The following is a 1,598-nucleotide window of genomic DNA, read 5'->3' as shown; positions in this document are numbered from 1 at the left end:
TCAAGCCATCGCCCAGCGCTGATCTGAGTTTTGCAGCCGGTTACTGCCGATGATTTCGGCCAATTTCTCAAACAATCCCTTCAAACCGCTCACCCGCAACAGGCACAACAAAAGGCCTAGGCCTTTTTTGGCGATCATCCGCAGCAGCCAGCGGATGTTGTAACCCGCAGCGCACAGCACGGCATTCAACGCATCACCCTCTGACCCCTTGAGGTGGCAGCGGTTCATCCGGTGATCCGCCTTCAGATGCCCGATGATCGGCTCGATCGCTTGGCGGCGTTTGAGCAGTCTGCGCTCTTCATCGGTGAGCCGTTTGTCCTTGCCCCGGTGTTTGATCTGGATGTCCGGGTTGTCCTTGTCCACACCCCGGTAGCCCAAGTCGGCGTACACCACCTCTGGCTTGACTCCCAGTCCTTGCATCAGGATGACGCTTTGCTCGATCTGCTCGTGCATGGTGTGGCCGTCATACGGGTTACCGGGAAAGCTCCTGGCCCCCACGATCAGATTGCCCTTGAGCGTCATGGTCAGGCCGACCTTCACACCAAACTCGTAGGGGTTGCGGCTCTTACCCTTGCTGATGCACTCCACCTCTGGCGCGTGCCAGCTGTAGAGCTTGGCGCGGTTGTCCACTGCCTTGCGGCTGCCGGTCTGCGTGACCAAGCGTTTGGCCTTGTCTAAGGTCTGGCCCAAGGCTTCCTGCACGGCTTGGCTGAGCGTGGTCATCTTGCGTGCCACCTCGCGCTGCAACCTGCCAACGATGGTGCGCTGGCGTTTGATGACTTTGCGCATGCGCTTGAACTGCCGGGCATGGGCGTAACGCCCAGCCTTGTAGCCCAGCAGCTGACCTTCTTTGGCGTAGGTTTGCTTGAGCTCGATGCCATTGGCCTTGGCGGCGTCAACCACTTTGACTCGGGCCGTCTCCAGCAGCTTGCTGTCGGTGGGGTGTGCCACGGCTTTCTCTTGCACCGTGGAGTCCACGATCACGCGGGTCAATTCTTTCTTGGCGATCAGCTTGAGCGTGACGGCCACCTCCATGGTGCGGGCCAGCAGCTCTTCCACGCCTTCTTCGCCCAGGGCTTTACGCAAGCGCCCCAGTTGTGTGGGGTCGCACGGCCACTGGTGCTCGAAATACTCGTTGCCAGAAAAGTACTGCCAAGTGGGTGTCTCGCCCCAGCGTTGGATCACGTCCTCGTCGCTCTCGTTGAACGCATGCTTGAGGTACAGCAGCGCCACCATCAAACGAGTGGGCAGACGAGGCCGACCAGCATTGGAGACGCCGCCACCGGCTACGGCCGAGACCGGGCCAAATAAGTCCAAGTCTTCGATCTTCTTGCCCGCCTTGACCTGACGTGCCCAGCGCTGCGCAAGGGAAGCTTCGATTTCTTGCCAAGGCATGCGGTTGGCCAGCACTGCCAGCGGATGGCGCAAATCGATCATCTGATCGAGGCGGTTGCGGAAAAAGTCATCGGTCATGGCGCTGCTTTCAAAAACTCCCAGAAAACAGGCTCCATTGGATATCTATTTGAGAGTTCTGCCCATCCGGATTCACCCCAGATCATCAGCATTCATGCGGGTTGTAGAGGTTTTGCAGGGACGAC

At 59.1% G+C, this 1,598-nt stretch carries 1 protein-coding gene; it reads right to left on the bottom strand.

Annotated features, from left to right (window positions below; all coding sequences use genetic code 11):
- Positions 1–1,473 (bottom strand): IS5 family transposase, encoded by a 1,473-nt coding sequence (locus tag B9Z52_RS17455; RefSeq protein WP_108415114.1) that lies wholly within the window; start codon positions 1,471–1,473, stop codon positions 1–3.
- Between the last annotated feature and the right edge of the window lie 125 nt (positions 1,474–1,598).

Origin of the sequence: Limnohabitans sp. Jir72 (assembly GCF_003063575.1) — a bacterium.
In the GTDB taxonomy this organism is placed as follows: domain Bacteria; phylum Pseudomonadota; class Gammaproteobacteria; order Burkholderiales; family Burkholderiaceae_C; genus Limnohabitans_A.
Note: the sequence above shows the minus strand (reverse complement) of the source record. Positions and strands in the feature narration are given on the sequence as shown.